Here is a 16,722-nt window from a genome sequence, read left to right as displayed (position 1 = left end):
ACACTAGCGTCTTATCCGGCCTGCGGTTTATGCGTTCTTCAATACTTCGCTGACGATCTCAACCGCTTCTTTTTCGATCTGCTTGCGGTGTTCTTCACCCAGGAAGCTCTCGCAGTAGATTTTATAAGCGTCTTCCGTGCCGGACGGACGCGCGGCAAACCAGCCGTTGTCAGTCATCACTTTCAGACCACCGATAGAAGCACCGTTGCCCGGTGCCGCCGTCAGACGCGCAGTGATCGGGTCGCCCGCCAGCGTGCTGGCGCTCACCATTTCCGGAGACAGCTTAGACAGCGCCGCTTTCTGCGCGGAGGTCGCGCCCGCCTGCAGGCGGTTGTAGCTCGGCGCACCAAAGCGAGCAGCCAGCTCATTGTAGTGCTCCTGCGGGTTCTTACCGGTCACAGCGGTAATTTCTGCCGCCAGCAGGCACATGATGATGCCGTCTTTGTCGGTCGACCACGGTGTACCGTCAAAACGCAGGAAAGAAGCCCCCGCGCTCTCTTCACCACCAAAGCCGAAGCTGCCGTCAAACAGACCGTCAACGAACCATTTGAAGCCAACCGGTACTTCGACCAGTTTACGCCCTAAATCATTCACCACGCGGTCAATCATCGCCGAGGACACCAGCGTCTTACCAACGGCAACGTCTTTGCCCCACTGCGGACGGTGCTGGAACAGGTAGTTGATCGCCACCGCCAGATAGTGGTTCGGATTCATCAGCCCAGCCGGGGTGACGATGCCGTGACGGTCGTAGTCCGGATCGTTGGCAAAGGCCAGATCGAACTTGTCGCGCAGCGCCAGCAAGCCCGCCATCGCGCACTCGGAGGAGCAGTCCATACGGATGGCGCCATCTTTGTCGAGATGCATGAAACGGAAAGTTTGATCAACGTGATCGTTAACGATAGTCAGGTTCAGGTTGTAGTGCTTAGCAATACGCTTCCAGTATTCGATACCGGAACCGCCCAGCGGATCGACACCCAGCGTCAGACCCGCTTTTTGGATCGCCGCCATGTCGACGATGTCAGCCAGTCCTTCAACAAACGGCTGAACCAGATCCTGCTCTGTTACATGACCTGATGCCAGCGCGGCGTCCAGCGACATACGCTTCACGCCTTGCAGGCCGTCAGCCAGCAGCGCGTTGGCTCTGTCTTCCACCACTTTGGTGACGTTGGTATCTGCCGGACCACCGTTTGGCGGATTGTATTTAATGCCACCATCTTCCGGCGGGTTGTGGGACGGCGTGATCACAATACCGTCAGCCAACGGGCCGCCTTTTTTGTTGTGGACCAGGATAGCATTCGACACGGCAGGCGTTGGCGTAAAGCCGTTATTTTCCTGCACAATGACGTCAACGCCGTTCGCCGCCAGCACTTCCAGTACAGAGATAAAAGCCGGTTCAGACAGCGCGTGGGTATCCTTGCCCACATAGCACGGGCCAGTAATCCCGTTCTTCGCACGTTCTTCAGCAATCGCCTGAGCGATAGCCAGAATATGCGGCTCGTTAAAACTATGACGACCTGCACTGCCGCGATGTCCGGACGTACCGAATTTGACGGCGTGCTCAGCGTTCCCTGCCGTTGGTTTCAGTACATAGTACTGTGCCGTCAGTTGGGCGACGTTAATCAAATCACTCTGTTGCGCAGGTTGACCTGCACGGTTGTGGATTGCCATTGCCTGGTCCTTCTAATGCAAGGATTAAATTGTTCCGCAAACCTTTTCAATCAATTCCGCAGGGAATTGCATTGACTGCATGATGTGCTCAACCATGCTGCATTTACGGCCGGTATTGGTATTGGTGATCACCCAGTACGGCGTGCCTGGCACGTGTTTAGGTTTGGTTTGATTACCATTTTTCAGCAGCGTCTGTTCGTCCGCTGCAAAATAAACGCGCGTACGACCATGCAACGATTCCGTTGCTTCAGCGAACGCGTTTTGATCCAGTGAATAGAGTGTAGACAGCACCAGCATAAAGCGATTTACTGCTTTCTTCTGTTCCGCGTATTCGTCGGACAGCAGCAGTTCACGCATGGCGCGCACTTTATCTTTTACGGGGTTAACCGGCTTGGCTTCCACGACGGCTTGCACAGCGCGGACTTCTTTAACTACCGGAGTGACAGGCTGTGATGCGGCGGAAAATTTCAACATACGCCGTAAAATGTCGGATGCGCTCTCGCCGATATGCTTGGTGTGGCTGGCAATATAGCTATAGAGTTCATCATCAACTTCAATCGTTTTCATCTTAATCCAGTGCAGTGTTTAGCTGAATACAAGTTGTTGGGGTCAACACGCGTAGTGTAAAGGCAAATCCCAACAGCGGATAGCGTCAAGCCTGGTGGCTGACAAAACTCGGAGTAACCGTAGTTGTTGCAGCCATGTGGCAGAATGGTCAACATGATACCCTAACCCGTGAGTGTGAAAAAAAGAACTTTGCCATGAAATTGAATATCCGAGCGCAATCTGCGCAAAACCTGCACAATAATTCTCCCATCGTCCTGGTTCACGGCCTGTTTGGCAGTCTGGATAACCTGGGGATCCTGGCGCGCTCCCTGGTGGCCGATCACGATATCATCCAGGTTGATATGCGAAATCATGGCCTCTCCCCTCGCTCGCCTGAGATGAATTATCCGGCCATGGCGCAAGACCTGCTGGATACGCTGAACGACAGGCAAATCGAAAAAGCGATCTTTATTGGTCACTCAATGGGAGGAAAAGCCGTCATGGCGTTGACCGCGCTGGCCCCGGAGCGTGTCGAACGGCTAGTGGCTATTGATATTGCGCCAGTTGACTATCATGTGCGCCGTCACGATGAGATTTTTGCGGCAATCAATGCCGTAACCGATGCACAGGCAGCTTCACGTCAGCAGGCGGCGAGCGTCATGCGTCAGCATCTGCAAGAAGAAGGCGTTATCCAGTTTCTGCTGAAATCCTTCGTTGACGGCGAGTGGCGCTTTAACGTTCCCGTGCTGTGGGATCAATATGCCCATATCGTCGGCTGGGAGACCATTCCGGCGTGGGAGCACCCGGCGCTGTTTATACCTGGCGGCAACTCACCGTATGTTACCGAAGCGTATCGCGAACAACTGCTGGCGCAATTCCCTCAGGCTCGGGCGCACGTTATTGCTGGCGCAGGTCATTGGGTGCATGCGGAAAAACCGGAGGCGGTACTGCGTGCCATCCGTCGTTATCTGGACGAGCAGGCTAACTGATTAAAAACTCAGCGTCTGCGCGCGATTACGTGCGCGGGCGTTGGCGTGTCTCCCCTGCTGATGTATTATGGCGCGCTATCCATCCGGGCAGACGCCTGGCTGATTGTTTCCCCGAAGTCACCAAGATCATGGCCAAAGAACAAACGGACCGTACGACATTAGATCTGTTCGCGCAGGAGCGTCGCCCGGGACGACCCAAAACTAATCCGCTCTCGCGTGATGAACAGTTACGTATTAACAAACGTAATCAGCTTAAACGCGATAAAGTTCGCGGGCTTAAGCGTGTCGAACTGAAACTGAATGCTGATGCCGTTGACGCTCTGAACGAGCTGGCCGAGGCGCGCAACATGAGTCGCAGTGAACTCATCGAAGAGATGCTGATGAACCAACTCAGCACATTGCGCGGTCAGGCTTAGTCTGAATTTCTGCTCTAACCCTAAATAATTCAAGTTGCAGGACAAAACGCCCTGGCCGTTTTGAACAGCGCTTGCGCTGGCCCCGAAGGGGTGAGGCCGTAAGGCCGAATCACGCGGCAACGCAGCGAATCTCCAGGAGCGTACATAAGTACGTGACTGGGGTGAGCGAGGAAAGCCAACGCACATGCAGCTTGAAGTATGACGGGTAAAAATCATAAATCGTGTAGCACAGAGTGCAGTCCCGCGTGTTTGCTGTTTCCGCATGCCTGACTGTTCTGCTATGATTGCCCTTATCCGTGGGCAATGCGCCACCACCATTTCAATAAGTTTCAAGAGGTTATTTTACTCATGGCAATCACTGGCATCTTTTTCGGCAGCGACACCGGTAATACCGAAAACATCGCAAAAATGATTCAAAAACAGCTTGGTAAAGACGTTGCCGATGTTCATGACATTGCAAAAAGCAGCAAAGAAGACCTGGAAGGGTATGACATTTTGCTGCTCGGCATCCCAACCTGGTACTACGGTGAAGCGCAGTGTGACTGGGACGATTTCTTCCCTACCCTCGAAGACATTGATTTTAACGGCAAACTGGTTGCATTGTTCGGCTGCGGCGACCAGGAAGATTACGCAGAATATTTCTGCGATGCGTTAGGTACAATTCGCGACATCATCGAACCGCGCGGCGCAACCATCGTCGGTCACTGGCCAACGGCGGGTTATCACTTTGAAGCGTCCAAAGGTCTGGCTGACGACGACCACTTTGTTGGCCTGGCTATCGATGAAGATCGCCAGCCTGAACTGACCGCAGAACGCGTAGAAAAATGGGTTAAGCAGATCTCTGAAGAGCTGCACCTCGACGAAATCATCAATGCCTGATTTCGTGCGGCGCAGAAATCCATCTGCGCCGCATCAATAGATAAAACCAATCAAAATAATTGCTACAAATTTGTAACTTTTTCGTCTGACCCTGTACAATGGCTGGATGCCAATCGGGTGTTGCACAGTGTGTTTGTCGGCGATACCACGTTTTGATTAACAATATATGCCAGAGACTTGCAGTTTTCATTTAGCCATGGCAGTTCTATAATGAATCGCATTATCTCAAGTGCAATTTCTGTCACTTCTGTTAATGAAGTGAATCGTTTAGCTACAGGACAGATTCCGCATGACTGACAACAATACCGCATTAAAGAAGGCTGGCCTGAAAGTAACGCTTCCTCGTTTAAAAATTCTGGAAGTTCTTCAGGAACCGGATAACCATCACGTCAGTGCGGAAGACTTATACAAACGCCTGATCGATATGGGTGAAGAGATTGGTCTGGCGACCGTGTATCGTGTGCTGAACCAGTTTGATGATGCCGGTATCGTGACCCGCCATAATTTTGAAGGTGGTAAATCCGTCTTCGAACTGACTCAACAGCATCATCACGATCACCTCATCTGCCTCGACTGCGGTAAAGTGGTTGAGTTCAGCGATGATTCTATCGAAGCCCGCCAACGTGAGATTGCGGCTAAGCATGGTATTCGTTTAACCAACCATAGCCTCTATCTTTACGGTCACTGTGCCGAAGGCGATTGCCGTGAAGATGAGCACGCCCACGACGGCAAATAATGTGATGCATTCTGAAAAGCCAACCATCCGGTTGGCTTTTTTTATGGGCGTTATCAGCCCCTTTCCCCTTCCCTCTGCTCCTGCGTTGCTTTAATGTAAAAATCAATTGCCCTTCCGGAGAGTCGAAATGGAACTTCGCCAGCTACGCTATTTTGTACGCATTGTAGAAACCGGCAGCATGGGGAGCGCAGCGCTCGATCTCAACATCGGGGTTTCGGCACTCAGCCAGCAAATGTCGCGTCTGGAAAATGAACTCGCTATTCGCCTGCTGCAGCGCACCTCGCGAGGCGTGACGCCCACCAGCGCCGGACTGGCCTTTTATTCCCAAGCGCAGCTGGCGCTCCGTCACGCAGACGATGCGATCCTCGCCGCACGAGAGTCCCGGCTTTCCGGGCACGTCAGTGTTGGCATGGCTCCCAGTACCGCTTCCGTTCTCGGCATGCCCTTCATCAACGCCATGCGGGAAAGCTATAGCGATGTTCGCCTGCATGTGGTGGAAAGTCTCTCTGGCAATCTGGAACGGATGATAAACACCCGCCAGATTGATCTGGCTGTGGTGTTTCAAAAAGAAAAGATCCTGCGCTGGAGCGCCAGACCCATCCTCGAAGAACGATTGTTTTTGATTGGGACTCATGCCCTACTCGCTGATATTGTCGAGGATAATATTGCGCCAGCCCAGCTGGCGAGAATTCCATTGATAATGCCAAGCCCCGGCCACGGTCTGCGCGGCAGGCTGGAGGCGATTTCTCAGGAACACGCGCTGAGCATTGAGATTGCCACAGAAATTGATGGTCTGGCGCTGCTGATGCGCGCCGTTCGCAGCGGAATCGGTGCCACCCTCCAGCCCGGTGCGGCGATTTCTCATCTCGATAAAGAGACGCTAAGAGTGATCGGCGTCCATAATCCAGTACTTAGCCGCCCTAACTTTCTGGTGAGCCTCTCTGACGATGAGCTCACCCCGGCGGGCCTCGCCGCCCGCGTGGTGCTGACGAAAGTGATGCATCAACTGGTGGAAGCAGGAAGCTGGCCAGGCGCCATTCTTTACAATAACTAAACCCCTCTTTAGCACCACGTCATAGCGCCCGCACAAGCTGTGCGTATACATTTCAATTACAAATTTAACAATTAGTTAAATGGTAATGGAGTATACGATGGTTGATGTTCTGGTGATTGGCGGTGGCAATGCCGCCTTATGCGCTGCCCTTACCGCCCGGGAGCAAGGGGCTTCCGTTTTACTGCTCGAAGCTGCCCCCCGGGAATGGCGCGGGGGAAATTCCCAACACACACGTAACCTGCGCTGTATGCATGATGCACCGCAGGATGTGCTGGTAGAAAGCTATCCGGAAGAGGAATTCTGGCAAGATCTACAGCGCGTAACTGAAGGGAATACCAACGAAGCCCTGGCTCGCCTGGTAATCCGCACCTCTTCACAATGCCGCGACTGGATGCGCCAGCACGGCGTGAATTTTCAACCTCCACTCTCTGGCGCTTTGCACGTGGCGCGAACCAACGCCTTTTTTATGGGCGGTGGAAAAGCCCTCGTCAATGCCTATTATCGCAGCGCAGAAAAACTGGGCGTGCAAATCCGCTATAACACGCCAGTGCAGGCGCTTGAGCTGCACAACGGTGAGTTCGTGGCAGCGCTGGCAGGCGAAGAGCGTATTACTGCGAAATCCTGCGTACTTGCCGCTGGCGGATTTGAATCTAACCGTGAATGGCTACGAGAAGCGTGGGGAGAGAACGCCCGCGGCGAGTGGCCTGCGGATAACTTCCTGATTCGCGGCACGCGCTTTAATCAGGGCGTACTGCTCAAATTTATGATGGATGCCGGGGCGGACATTATTGGCGAACCCTCCCAGTCACACTGCGTAGCCATTGACGCCAGAGCGCCATTATATGACGGCGGGATTTGTACCCGCGTGGACTGCGTTTCGCTCGGCATAGTCGTCAACCGTGACGCTGAACGTTTTTATGATGAAGGCGAAGATTTCTGGCCCAAACGCTACGCCATCTGGGGACGCCTGGTCGCCCAACAGCCAGGACAGATTGGCTACTCCATCATCGACAGTAAAGCCATCGGCCACTTCATGCCACCGGTTTTTCCTGGCGCACAGGCCAATTCGCTGGCGGATCTGGCTCATCAGTTAGGGCTGAATGCCGAACGCTTAACCCACACCGTGACGGAATACAACAACGCCTGCCAGCCAGGTCAGTTCGACCATACGGTTCTGGATAACTGTACGACGAACGCCTTAATCCCCGCGAAGACACACTGGGCGCGACCGCTGGACCAGCCACCATACTACGGCTATGCCCTGCGGCCAGGGATCACCTTTACCTATCTCGGATTAAAAGTGAACGAGCACGCTGCCGTTCACTTTGCCGGTCAGCCAAGCCGCAACCTGTTCGTCGCCGGAGAGATGATGGCGGGCAACGTGCTGGGCAAGGGCTACACCGCAGGCGTGGGCATGTCAATCGGCACGACCTTTGGCCGTATCGCTGGAAAAGAAGCCGCGCTGGCCGCAGGTAAGGAGACACGTCATGAAGCAGCTTGAGAAATTGATCATCGAAGCACAAATTATCACCGAACCGGAAGCGGAAGTTGAACGTGTGATGCAGGTCTGCAATGCCTGTCGCTATTGTGAAGGCTTTTGTGCCGTGTTCCCGGCAATGACGCAGCGCCTGGAATTCGGTAAAGCCGATATCAATTATCTGGCGAACTTGTGCCATAACTGCGGCGCCTGCCTGCACGCCTGCCAGTATGCCCCGCCTCATGAATTTGCCATCAACGTGCCGAAGTCCATGGCGGAAGTCCGGCTCGAAACCTATCAGCACTACGCGCAACCCGCCGCCTTTGGCGCGCTTTATCGTCGCGCAGGCGTCACCGTGACGCTGGCGCTGGTTTTCGGTTTGATCCTGTTTTTACTCCTCGCCATCGGTTTAACTGGCTCGTTATTCCATCCTCCGCTGGCCGGGGATTTCTATCAAATTTTCCCGCATAACCTGCTGGCCTGGATGTTTGGTTCGGTATTCATTCTGGCGATAGGTCTACTAATGGCGGGCGTTATCCGCTTCTGGCGCGAGATCTCTCCCGGTATGCCACATTCCGTCGAAATTGCTCAAGCCTCACATGATGCGCTGACGCTGAAGTATCTCGATGGTGGGCACGGCAAAGGGTGTAACGAAGCAGATGATGCCTTCACCCTAATGCGCCGCCGTTTCCATCACTTCACCTTTTACGGTTTTATGCTCTGCTTTGCCGCCACCGTGGTGGCGACGGGCTATCACTACTTCGCTGGTATTGAAGCGCCCTATCCGTTCTTCAGCGTTCCGGTAATTCTGGGCACATTAGGCGGCATTGGCCTGGTTGTCGGTCCGGCTGGCTTGCTATGGCTCAATCTAAAGCGCTCACCGCTACATGGCGACGCACGGCAAAAACCGATGGATCGCGGTTTTATTCTGCTACTGCTGCTGACCAGCCTGACCGGCTTAGCGCTGCTGGCGGGAAGAGATACTTCGTGGATGGCTATTTTGCTCGCCGTTCATCTCGGCGTGGTCATGGCTCTCTTTCTGACCATTCCTTATGGAAAATTTGCCCATGGATTTTACCGTTGCGCAGCTTTACTCAAGTGGGCGATTGAGAAACGACGCGGCAAACAGGCGGGGGTCACAGGAGACTAACCCGCAAACTCTTACCTCTATAAATATTATGATAAGACAGTGGAGCAAACCCAATGACACAACAACCATCGCGCGCCGGAACTTTCGGCGCAATACTGCGGGTAACCAGCGGTAATTTTCTCGAACAGTTCGACTTTTTTCTGTTCGGATTTTACGCCACCTATATCGCGAAGACGTTCTTCCCCGCGGAGAGTGAATTTGCCGGGCTAATGTTGACCTTTGCTGTTTTTGGCTCAGGTTTCTTAATGCGGCCCGTTGGCGCAATTGTGCTGGGCACTTACATCGACAGAATTGGTCGCAGGAAAGGGTTGATGGTGACGCTGGCCATTATGGGCTGCGGTACCCTGCTGATTGCCCTGGTACCCGGTTATCAAAGTATTGGTCTGCTGGCCCCTGTTCTGGTATTACTCGGCCGATTATTACAGGGCTTCTCTGCGGGCGTAGAGCTGGGCGGCGTTTCGGTTTATCTCTCTGAAATCGCCACGCCTGGCAACAAAGGCTTCTACACCAGCTGGCAGTCCGCCAGCCAGCAGGTCGCCATTGTGGTGGCGGCGTTGATTGGCTACGGCCTGAACGTCACGCTGGGGCACGATGAGATCTCTGAATGGGGCTGGCGTATTCCATTTTTTATTGGTTGCATGATTATTCCTTTGATCTTCGTGCTCCGCCGCTCGCTTCAGGAAACCGATGCATTTTTACAACGCACGCACCGTCCCGACACCAGGGAGATTTTCACCACTATCCTCAAAAACTGGCGTCTTATCTCAGCAGGTACGCTGCTGGTAGCGATGACCACAACCACGTTTTACTTCATTACCGTCTATACCCCGACCTACGGCAGGGCTGTACTCCACCTGAGCGCCCGTGAAAGCCTGGTCGTCACCATGCTGGTCGGTATTTCTAACTTTATCTGGCTGCCGATTGGCGGGGCAATTTCTGACCGAATTGGTCGTCGTCCGGTGTTAATGGGGATTACCCTACTCGCACTGATCACCACCTGGCCGGTAATGCACTGGCTCACCGCCGCACCAGATTTTACGCGTATGACGCTGGTCCTGCTTTGGTTCTCGTTCTTTTTTGGCATGTACAACGGGGCAATGGTAGCCGCACTCACCGAGGTGATGCCGGTCTATGTGCGCACGGTGGGCTTTTCACTGGCATTCAGTCTTGCCACAGCGATTTTTGGCGGCCTAACGCCGGTCATTTCCACAGCGCTGGTTCAGCTAACCGGGGATAAAAGCTCACCGGGATGGTGGCTGATGTGCGCGGCACTTTGCGGACTCGCCGCCACAGCAATGCTGTTTGTTCGACTGAGTCGGGGCTACCAACCAGTGGAACATAAGCTCTGAAATGCAAACGGGCGGAAAATTCTCCGCCCGTCGTCTTTTTCATTTCTCGATTTACTGCGCAGTATTCTTGCTACGAATTTCCTGCCAGACTTTGTCACAATCGGCATTAACAGACTGATCGTTGCCCGTGCGCGTGGCCTGAATGCACTGCTGATAATCCAGTACACGTACGCTTTCTTCATTGGCAAACTGCTGGTGTTGCTTTTCTTTCTTCAGCACATTCAACACGCTTTGGCAGGCTTCGATCTTCTCCGGCGATCCTTGAGCGGTGTTAATACACGCGCTGTAGGCTTCCTTAAGACGGCTGTCTTCTTTCGGCGCAGGAGATTGCACACACGCCACCAGCCCTGATGCCATAACGGCGATGAGTATCAGTTTTTTCATAGCACTTTCCTCAACGATGCGGCAGGCGCCCGGCCTGCCGCTGTTGGCATTAGAAGATGGTGAACGGAGCGATAACGATGAATTTCACGTCGCGCTCATCCTGGAAGATGTTGCCGTAACCACCGCCCCAGCTCGGAATGTCTGAGTGGTTGTCGTACTGGGTGAAGTGCAGTTTAAACATGGTGCCCTTCGCACGACCGTCCTGCAGGGTATAGACCGCATCCAGGCTGTAAGAGGATTCTTCGATAGTCCGGTTTTTGTCGTAGTACGCATCCGGGTTGAGCTGCCAGGTAGATGGCTTAGCATCCCATGCGTAAACGTAGGACGCGCCCACCGCCCAGCCCGGCAGGTTCCAGTTCTTCAGATCATACATTGCACCGAAGAAGACTGCCTTTTCGCCGTTGGCGTTAAAGTCGGAACGGTTATCCCACCAGATATCCAGACGACCGTTTGATGAGGCGTAGGTCGGCGTCATACGCTGCAGGAAGTAACCCTGCTGACCGTCTGCTTTAACCCAGGTCCCTTCCAGACGCAGGTCAACCACTTCCGCCACTTTGTAGCCGAAGGTCAACGCCTGCAGCCAGGCTGTACCGTCATAAATATCGTTCACGGTGCGATCATCAACTTTGTCACGCGCGCCATAGAACTGGTAGCTGGTGGTAAACGGGTTACCGCCTAAATCGAATTTGTAGCTGGCTTTCGCGAAGTACTGATCGACATAGCCTTCAGACTGACCAAATGCCGCTTCCAGCAACAGGTTATTTTTGAAGTCATATTTCGCGCCGATTGAATGCAGGTAATCGACGCTGGTCTTTTTATCAGCCTGATAGAATTTATCGACTTCGGTGTGCCACGGCGCTTTATATTCATTGGCCCACATATAGGAGAAGCTCAGTGCGCCAGCATCACCATAGTCGAAGTTGGCACCGGCTTCAGCACCCTGATAGGTTCCTGGCATAAAGCTCCAGTGCGGAGCCAATAGCGTTTGTCCGGTTGGTTGAATGTAACCGGCACGCGCCCAGGTTGGGCCGTATTTAAACTTGGCTGCTGCTTTATAAAGGCTAATTCCGCTCTTATCGCCGGAGTAATCTTCGTCATAGCCTTTATTTTTTGAAGAGAATGCGATTTCGTTTGGATGGCCGCTTTCACTACTTTCGTTCATTTCAATCGCGGTGAATGCTGCGATATCAATACCAAACATATCGGCCGCATAACCGGACTGGAAGTCGAGATTGGCGTTCCAGGTGGAGTGAGAAAGGTTGGTTTTGTATTTGTCATGATCGGTCACATCTTTACGGTCACGCTCACGCTGCCAGTAATAGATGCCGCCGGTTAAAGTGGAGTCATCAATGAAACCTTCGGCGTGAGCCTGGGGAGCGACAACGAAACCCGACATTGCTGTGATACCGGCGATAGCCAGCGCCAGCGTACTACGTTTGCCACTAAACGTACGCATATGTTAATCCTCTTTGACGTATAACCCTTCGTCTTTCAAGCCGCATCTGCGTTGACTTTCCTCGCTCATCCCAGTCACGTACTGATGTACGCTCCCGGGAATTCGCTGCGTCGCCGCCTTGATGCAACTCGAAATCCATTGGGTATTAAATGCTGCCGATAAAAGCGGTCAGCGAAAAAACAAAAATTAAAAAAGTAGCGCCAAGAAAACCTCAGTGACTACAATGAATAGACTATTTTTCGCGACGCGAATTATCAATCTCTTTCTGTAACGAGTATGTAATAGTATGAGCAACCGCACATATTTCATTGCTTTCTGTTACATTTTCATTGGGAGATAAAAAAGCGTTGAAAAAATGAAAAAATCGCTTGTTTTCCATGGAGATGAAATCGGTTTCAGACCATTTCATATTGAGATAAGTTATTTAAACGCAAAAACATTCAACCAATCCATTATTACAGACATGTAATTAATTCGCTCCGCAAACGGAGCCTGGCGCACGGTTTTTTTGCGAAAAAAAACGCCGCATGACGCGGCGTTTAGACAGGATGTGTTGCGGCTTATTCGCCTGCTTTAGCCCACGTATCGCGCAGACCTACAGTGCGGTTAAACACCAGCTTCTCAGCCGTTGCATAACGGCTGTCCAGGCAGAAGTAGCCTTCACGTTCGAACTGGAACGCTTTGCCTGCAACCGCAGCCTGCAGCGACGGCTCACCGTAGCCCTGTTTAATGACCAGAGATTCCGGGTTGATAACGGACAGGAAGTCTTCCGCCGCACCTGGGTTTGGCACGCTAAACAGGCGGTCGTACAGACGAATTTCAATCGGCAGCGCATGGGATGCGCTCACCCAATGAATAACGCCTTTTACTTTACGGCCATCGGCCGGATCTTTGCTCAGGGTGTCGGCATCGTAGGTGCAGAAAATGGTGGTGATATTTCCTTCTGCATCTTTCTCGACACGTTCAGCCTTGATCACGTAAGCGTTACGCAGACGCACTTCTTTACCCATCACCAGACGCTTGTACTGCTTGTTCGCTTCTTCACGGAAGTCTGCACGATCGATCCAAATTTCACCGCTGAACGGCACTTCACGGCTACCCATTTCCGGTTTATTCGGATGGTTAGGCATGGTGACCAGTTCGCTTTCGCCCTGCGGGTAGTTTTCGATAACCAGTTTCACCGGATCGATAACCGCCATCGCACGCGGGGCATTTTCATTCAGATCTTCGCGAATACAGGATTCCAGAGAAGCAATCTCAATGGTGTTGTCCTGCTTGGTGACGCCAATGCGTTTGCAGAACTCACGGATAGCGGCAGCGGTGTAACCACGACGACGCAGACCAGAGATCGTCGGCATACGCGGATCGTCCCAGCCTTCAACGTGCTTGTCAGTCACCAGCAGATTCAGCTTGCGCTTGGACATCACGGTGTATTCCAGATTCAGGCGCGAGAATTCGTACTGGCGCGGATGAACCGGAATAGTGATGTTGTCCAGCACCCAGTCGTACAGACGACGGTTATCCTGGAACTCCAGCGTACACAGTGAATGCGTAATGCCTTCCAGCGCATCGCTGATGCAGTGGGTAAAGTCGTACATCGGGTAGATGCACCACTTGTTGCCGGTCTGGTGGTGTTCGGCGAACTTAATGCGGTACAGCACCGGATCGCGCATTACGATAAACGGCGAAGCCATATCGATTTTCGCGCGCAGGCAGGCTTTACCTTCTTCAAAACCACCGGCACGCATTTTTTCAAACAGCGCCAGGTTCTCTTCAACGCTACGATCGCGGAACGGGCTGTTTTTACCCGGCGCGGTCAGCGTGCCGCGGTATTCGCGGATTTCGTCCGCTGACAGTTCGTCAACATACGCCAGACCTTTATTAATAAGCTCTACCGCATAGGCGTGAAGCTGATCGAAGTAATCCGAAGAGTAGCGAATGTCGCCAGTCCAGTGGAAACCTAACCATTCAACGTCGTTTTTAATCGACTCAACGTACTCGATATCTTCTTTAACCGGGTTCGTATCATCAAAACGCAGGTTGCACTGGCCCTGGTAATCTTGCGCAATGCCAAAGTTCAGACAAATGGATTTCGCGTGGCCAATGTGCAGATAGCCATTTGGCTCCGGCGGAAAACGTGTATGGATAGTGGTGTGCTTACCACTGGCCAGATCTTCATCGATGATCTGACGAATAAAGTTACTCGGGCGGGCTTCAGCCTCACTCATCGTGGATTCCTCAAAGCGTAAACAACGTATAACGGAATATGATCTTATAAGCCAGGCAGACTGACAACCTTTAGTTACGCAAAATATGTATCAATCGAAAATATTGGGGCCAATTGCTGCAAAAAAAAGCGGCGGAGGAATATCCCCCGCCGCTTAAGGCACTTAACTCACTTTACTCAGGAGCAGTTATTTACCTTTAATCTCATACAGTGGTGTTTGACCGGCAACCACATGACCTTCGGCTTTAATGACCAGTGCGCCGAAATCATCGCAGTTGCTGCACACAACCGGGCTAATCATGGAACGTGCGTTGGCGTTCAGGAACTCCAGATCCATTTCCAGAATCGGTTGACCTGCAGTCACTTCCGCGCCTTCTTCAACCAGACGCTTAAAGCCTTTACCTTCCAGCGCTACGGTATCGATGCCCATGTGGACCACGATTTCCGCGCCTTTAACGGTTTCCAGACAGAACGCATGGTTCGTGTTGAAGATTTTCACAATAGTGCCCGCTGCCGGAGCTACCACGATTTTATCCGTTGGTTTCACCGCCACGCCATCGCCTACAGCTTTGCTGGCGAAGGCTTCGTCAGGAACCTGCTCCAGTGCAACCACGTCACCGGTAATTGGAGAAACCAGCGCTTCAACGGTTACTGCGTTCGCTACAGCCTGCGGTTTTGCAACCGGAGTCGCTGCAGCTGGCGCACTTTCGCCAGACGCTGCCGCCACCGGACCACGCGCAACAACTTTCTTCATTTCGTCGCCGATGGATTCGGCTTTCGCACCCACGATGACCTGGATAGTTTGCTTGTTCAGCTTAACTACTCCAGATGCACCTAAACGTTTACACATCGCATCGTTTACGCGACCGGAGTCGGCAACGGTCAGACGCAGACGAGTGATACAGGCATCAATCGCTTTCAGGTTATCGGTACCGCCAACCGCTGCAATGTAGTTGGTTGCCAGTTGAGCCAGACCTTCTTCAGTGTTGCTGTTCGCTTCTTCAGTAACGATGTCGTCTTCTTTATCTTCGCGGCCCGGCGTTTTCAGGTTAAACATACGAATAACCGCGCTGAACAACACAAAGTAGATGACGAAGAACACCAGCCCCATCACCACCAGCATCCAAACGTTCTGACTTGCTGCCGGCAGGTTGTACATCAACACGTAGTCGATAGCACCTGCGGAGAAGGAGAAGCCCGCGTGGATCCCCAGCAACGTTGCAACGAACAGGCTGATACCCGTTAACAGTGCGTGCAGGAGGTACAGCAGTGGAGCCAGGAACATGAACAGGAATTCCAGCGGCTCGGTAACACCGGTCAGGAACGCGGTGATCGCAACGGACAGCAGCATACCGCCAACCATCGGACGACGCGCTTTCGGAGCGGCAAAGTACATCGCCAGCGCCGCACCCGGCAGACCAAACATCATGATCGGGAAGAAGCCAGACATGAACATACCCGCAGTGCCGTCACCCGCGTAGAAGCGGTTGATATCACCGTGGAATACGGTACCTGCGGCGTTTGTAAATTCACCAATCTGGAACCAGGCGATGGTGTTTAGAACCTGATGCAGACCGGTTGGGATCAGCAGACGGTTGATGAAACCAAAGATACCGGAACCCAGTGCGCCTGCGCCCACGATCCACTCACCACCCGCATGGATGGCGTTCTGCACCGGCGGCCATACATAGCCGAAGATAGCAGCCAGCACCAGACAGAAGAAGCCAGTGGCGATCGGCACGAAACGTTTGCCACCAAAGAAGCTCAGGAAGTCAGGCAGTTTGATACCAGACCAACGGTTATACACGGCACCGCCGACCAGACCGGTGATGATACCTGCCAGCACACCCATATTGATCGCTGGGTTAATGGTAACCATTGCTTTGGTCAATATGAAATAACCGACCGCACCTGCCAGCGCTGCCGCACCTGCACTGTCTTTTGACCAGCTGGATGCCACACCGATAGCGAAAATTAACGCGAGGTTATCAAAGATAGCCCCACCCGCTTGCGCGATGAAGGGTACGTTAAGTAAATCTGGTTGGCCGAATCGCAGCAGCAGTGCCGCGACTGGCAGCACAGCGATGGGGAGCTGTAACGCCCTACCCAGCCGCTGGAAAAAACCTAAAATATTCATTTTATTCCCCCTACGAGACCCCGATTAGGCTTCTTTGAAGCCATATTTTTATTGTGCGACCATTCCTGACAGCAAGATTCTGGAACAACGATATTAACCATTCATCTACATTCAGAGTGTGTGAAAAATTAATTCGTATCGCAAATTAAACGCGTGTTTTTTGTGATTCCAGTCACCAAATATCGTTATTAACCCTCCCTTCCACTGGCTAACTACGAAAACTTATTTTATCATTCAAAAAATCGAAACGGATT

At 52.7% G+C, this 16,722-nt stretch carries 15 protein-coding genes; 9 read left to right on the top strand and 6 right to left on the bottom strand.

Annotated features, from left to right (window positions below; genetic code table 11):
• Positions 1-27: 27 nt before the first annotated feature.
• Positions 28-1,668, bottom strand: coding sequence for a phosphoglucomutase (alpha-D-glucose-1,6-bisphosphate-dependent) (pgm, locus tag E1B03_RS08575; RefSeq protein WP_103768800.1), 1,641 nt, complete (start codon positions 1,666-1,668; stop codon positions 28-30).
• A gap of 24 nt (positions 1,669-1,692) precedes the next feature.
• A complete protein-coding gene (gene seqA / locus E1B03_RS08570) occupies positions 1,693-2,235 on the bottom strand; it encodes a replication initiation negative regulator SeqA (protein ID WP_016152261.1) in 543 nt (180 codons plus the stop codon).
• Between the two features lie 194 nt (positions 2,236-2,429).
• Between seqA and ybfF the strand changes: the two genes are divergently transcribed.
• The 9 genes from ybfF (at position 2,430) to tcuC (ending at position 10,264) form a co-directional block, all read left to right on the top strand.
• Positions 2,430-3,203 (top strand): esterase, encoded by a 774-nt coding sequence (gene ybfF / locus E1B03_RS08565; RefSeq protein ID WP_133086049.1) that lies wholly within the window; start codon positions 2,430-2,432, stop codon positions 3,201-3,203.
• Positions 3,204-3,331: 128 nt separating this feature from the next.
• A complete protein-coding gene (ybfE, locus tag E1B03_RS08560) occupies positions 3,332-3,619 on the top strand; it encodes a LexA regulated protein (protein ID WP_103768798.1) in 288 nt (95 codons plus the stop codon).
• Positions 3,620-3,967: 348 nt separating this feature from the next.
• Positions 3,968-4,498 (top strand): flavodoxin FldA, encoded by a 531-nt coding sequence (fldA, locus tag E1B03_RS08555; RefSeq protein WP_003022839.1) that lies wholly within the window; start codon positions 3,968-3,970, stop codon positions 4,496-4,498.
• A gap of 210 nt (positions 4,499-4,708) precedes the next feature.
• Positions 4,709-4,795: a ryhB-regulated fur leader peptide gene (locus tag E1B03_RS08550; RefSeq protein WP_049259739.1), complete on the top strand. Its 87-nt coding sequence runs from the start codon at positions 4,709-4,711 to the stop codon at positions 4,793-4,795.
• Complete coding sequence (fur, locus tag E1B03_RS08545; protein WP_003022836.1) at positions 4,788-5,234, top strand: ferric iron uptake transcriptional regulator; 447 nt, start codon at positions 4,788-4,790, stop codon at positions 5,232-5,234. The genes E1B03_RS08550 and fur overlap by 8 nt, the downstream gene beginning before the upstream one ends.
• A 127-nt stretch (positions 5,235-5,361) precedes the next feature.
• A complete protein-coding gene (gene tcuR / locus E1B03_RS08540) occupies positions 5,362-6,288 on the top strand; it encodes a tricarballylate utilization LysR family transcriptional regulator TcuR (RefSeq protein WP_103768796.1) in 927 nt (308 codons plus the stop codon).
• Between the two features lie 97 nt (positions 6,289-6,385).
• Positions 6,386-7,789: an FAD-dependent tricarballylate dehydrogenase TcuA gene (gene tcuA / locus E1B03_RS08535; RefSeq protein ID WP_103768795.1), complete on the top strand. Its 1,404-nt coding sequence runs from the start codon at positions 6,386-6,388 to the stop codon at positions 7,787-7,789.
• Positions 7,776-8,915: a tricarballylate utilization 4Fe-4S protein TcuB gene (gene tcuB, locus E1B03_RS08530; RefSeq protein WP_133086048.1), complete on the top strand. Its 1,140-nt coding sequence runs from the start codon at positions 7,776-7,778 to the stop codon at positions 8,913-8,915. The genes tcuA and tcuB overlap by 14 nt, the downstream gene beginning before the upstream one ends.
• Positions 8,916-8,968: 53 nt before the next feature.
• Positions 8,969-10,264, top strand: coding sequence for an MFS transporter (gene tcuC / locus E1B03_RS08525; RefSeq protein ID WP_133086047.1), 1,296 nt, complete (start codon positions 8,969-8,971; stop codon positions 10,262-10,264).
• A 51-nt stretch (positions 10,265-10,315) separates the two neighbouring features.
• Here tcuC and E1B03_RS08520 read toward each other — a convergent pair whose 3' ends face one another.
• The 4 genes from E1B03_RS08520 to nagE all read right to left on the bottom strand — a co-directional run bounded on the left by E1B03_RS08520 (position 10,316) and on the right by nagE (position 16,468).
• Positions 10,316-10,648 carry a ChiQ/YbfN family lipoprotein gene (locus tag E1B03_RS08520; protein ID WP_133086046.1) on the bottom strand — a complete coding sequence of 111 codons (333 nt, stop codon included), beginning with the start codon at positions 10,646-10,648 and terminating at the stop codon, positions 10,316-10,318.
• 49 nt (positions 10,649-10,697) lie between these two features.
• Positions 10,698-12,104, bottom strand: a complete 1,407-nt coding sequence (chiP, locus tag E1B03_RS08515; RefSeq protein WP_038638807.1) for a chitoporin ChiP — start codon at positions 12,102-12,104, stop codon at positions 10,698-10,700.
• 560 nt (positions 12,105-12,664) lie between these two features.
• Complete coding sequence (gene glnS / locus E1B03_RS08510; RefSeq protein ID WP_103768791.1) at positions 12,665-14,332, bottom strand: glutamine--tRNA ligase; 1,668 nt, start codon at positions 14,330-14,332, stop codon at positions 12,665-12,667.
• Positions 14,333-14,518: 186 nt separating this feature from the next.
• Entirely contained in the window at positions 14,519-16,468 is a 1,950-nt protein-coding gene (gene nagE / locus E1B03_RS08505; protein ID WP_133086045.1) for a PTS N-acetyl glucosamine transporter subunit IIABC, read from the bottom strand.
• Positions 16,469-16,722 lie beyond the last annotated feature (254 nt).

It is taken from the genome of Citrobacter arsenatis (genome assembly GCF_004353845.1).
GTDB classification, from domain to species: domain Bacteria; phylum Pseudomonadota; class Gammaproteobacteria; order Enterobacterales; family Enterobacteriaceae; genus Citrobacter; species Citrobacter arsenatis.
This window is presented reverse-complemented; position numbering and strand designations above follow the sequence as displayed.

Excerpts from the sequence above, each read along its gene's own strand:
- pgm (WP_103768800.1), bottom strand. The coding sequence starts at position 1,668 with ATGGCAATCCACAACCGTGCAGGTCAACCTGCGCAACAGAGTGATTTG.
- seqA (WP_016152261.1), bottom strand. The coding sequence starts at position 2,235 with ATGAAAACGATTGAAGTTGATGATGAACTCTATAGCTATATTGCCAGC.
- ybfF (WP_133086049.1), top strand. The coding sequence starts at position 2,430 with ATGAAATTGAATATCCGAGCGCAATCTGCGCAAAACCTGCACAATAAT.
- ybfE (WP_103768798.1), top strand. The coding sequence starts at position 3,332 with ATGGCCAAAGAACAAACGGACCGTACGACATTAGATCTGTTCGCGCAG.
- fldA (WP_003022839.1), top strand. The coding sequence starts at position 3,968 with ATGGCAATCACTGGCATCTTTTTCGGCAGCGACACCGGTAATACCGAA.
- E1B03_RS08550 (WP_049259739.1), top strand. The coding sequence starts at position 4,709 with ATGAATCGCATTATCTCAAGTGCAATTTCTGTCACTTCTGTTAATGAA.
- fur (WP_003022836.1), top strand. The coding sequence starts at position 4,788 with ATGACTGACAACAATACCGCATTAAAGAAGGCTGGCCTGAAAGTAACG.
- tcuR (WP_103768796.1), top strand. The coding sequence starts at position 5,362 with ATGGAACTTCGCCAGCTACGCTATTTTGTACGCATTGTAGAAACCGGC.
- tcuA (WP_103768795.1), top strand. The coding sequence starts at position 6,386 with ATGGTTGATGTTCTGGTGATTGGCGGTGGCAATGCCGCCTTATGCGCT.
- tcuB (WP_133086048.1), top strand. The coding sequence starts at position 7,776 with ATGAAGCAGCTTGAGAAATTGATCATCGAAGCACAAATTATCACCGAA.
- tcuC (WP_133086047.1), top strand. The coding sequence starts at position 8,969 with ATGACACAACAACCATCGCGCGCCGGAACTTTCGGCGCAATACTGCGG.
- E1B03_RS08520 (WP_133086046.1), bottom strand. The coding sequence starts at position 10,648 with ATGAAAAAACTGATACTCATCGCCGTTATGGCATCAGGGCTGGTGGCG.
- chiP (WP_038638807.1), bottom strand. The coding sequence starts at position 12,104 with ATGCGTACGTTTAGTGGCAAACGTAGTACGCTGGCGCTGGCTATCGCC.
- glnS (WP_103768791.1), bottom strand. The coding sequence starts at position 14,332 with ATGAGTGAGGCTGAAGCCCGCCCGAGTAACTTTATTCGTCAGATCATC.
- nagE (WP_133086045.1), bottom strand. The coding sequence starts at position 16,468 with ATGAATATTTTAGGTTTTTTCCAGCGGCTGGGTAGGGCGTTACAGCTC.